This is a genomic window from Lonepinella koalarum (assembly GCF_004565475.1).
GTDB classification, from domain to species: domain Bacteria; phylum Pseudomonadota; class Gammaproteobacteria; order Enterobacterales; family Pasteurellaceae; genus Lonepinella; species Lonepinella koalarum.
In genome coordinates, this window is sequence record NZ_SRHX01000018.1 from 1 (window position 1) to 1,707 (window position 1,707).

1 protein-coding gene is annotated in these 1,707 nt (G+C 42.2%); it reads left to right on the forward strand.

Annotated elements, in window-relative coordinates; translation table 11 throughout:
* A partial coding sequence (locus E0709_RS12060) for a beta strand repeat-containing protein (RefSeq protein WP_425339226.1) occupies positions 1 to 1,707 on the forward strand: 1,707 nt, incomplete at both ends.

Below are 1,707 nucleotides of genomic sequence, written 5' to 3' on the forward strand. Positions count from 1 at the left end.
CCGGTGTCGCAGATACCGATGCGGTGAATATGAGCCAATTAAATGCGGTGAATGCCACAGCCAGTGCCGGCTGGAACTTAAATACCAGTGGCAATGCAACGGTTGCTAATGTGGCACCAAACAGTACGGTGACGTTCAATGGTGATGACAATATTAATGTTACGCATACCGGCTCAACAGTAAACTTTACTTTAGCATCTAACTTAACTGCCACCACTATCACCCTAAAAGGTGAACCGGGGACTAACGGCACTATCGGCTTAGACGGCGCTAATGGTACGATCGGCTTAACCGGTAAAGACGGAGCAAGTGCCAATATTACTGTGGTTAATGGAACCAATGGTATTGACGGCACCAATATAACCCGTATTGTCTATGATAATCAGACCGTAGCAACCTTAAATGATGGTTTATTCTTCACGGGTGATGATACCAACGTTACCGTAGGTAAGAAACTCAATGAAACCTTAACCATTAAAGGTAATTTATCGCAAAGTGCCAATGTAACCGATCAAAATTTACGCGTTGATGTGGTAGATAAAGCCTTAGTGATTAAAATGGCGAAAGATCTGACCGATCTGGATAGTGCAACCTTTGGTACCAGTGACACGGATAAAACCGTAATTAACAAAGACGGCGTGACCATTACCAATGGCACAAATACGGTGAGTTTAACCGAAACCGGTTTAAATAATGGTGGTAATAATATTACCAATGTAGCAAATGGCACAAACGGTACCGATGCCGTAAACTTAAATCAGTTAAATGCAGTAAATGCCACAGCCAGCGCGGGTTGGAACTTAAATACCAGTGGCAATGCAACGGTTGCTAATGTGGCACCAAACAGTACGGTGACATTCAATGGTGATAACAATATTAATGTTACACATACCGGCTCAACAGTAAACTTTACTTTAGCATCTAACTTAACTGCCACCACTATCACCCTAAAAGGTGAACCGGGGACTAACGGCACTATCGGCTTAGACGGCGCTAATGGTACGATCGGCTTAACCGGCAAAGACGGGGCAAGTGCCAATATTACCGTGGTTAATGGTACCAATGGTATTGACGGCACCAATATAACCCGTATTGTTTATGATAATCAGACCGTGGCGACCTTAAATGATGGTTTATTCTTCACGGGTGATGATACCAACGTTACCGTAGGTAAGAAACTCAATGAAACCTTAACCATTAAAGGTAATTTATCGCAAAGTGCCAATGTAACCGATCAAAACTTGCGTGTTGATGTGGTAGATAAAGCCTTAGTGATTAAAATGGCGAAAGATCTGACCGATCTGGATAGTGCAACCTTTGGTACCAGTGACACAGATAAAACCGTAATTAACAAAGACGGTGTAACCATTACCAATGGTACAAATACGGTGAGTTTAACCGAAACCGGTTTAAATAATGGTGGTAATAATATTACCAATGTAGCAAATGGCACAAACGGTACCGATGCCGTAAACTTAAATCAGTTAAATGCGGTGAATGCCACAGCCAGCGCGGGTTGGAACTTAAATACTAGCGGCAATGCGACCGTTGCTAATGTGGCACCAAACAGTACCGTGACGTTCAATGGTGATAATAATATTAATGTGACGCATACGGGTTCAACTGTTAATGTAACATTAAATAATGCGGTAGATTTAGGTAAAGACGGTTCATTAACTGTCAATGGCACCACTATTAACAATAACG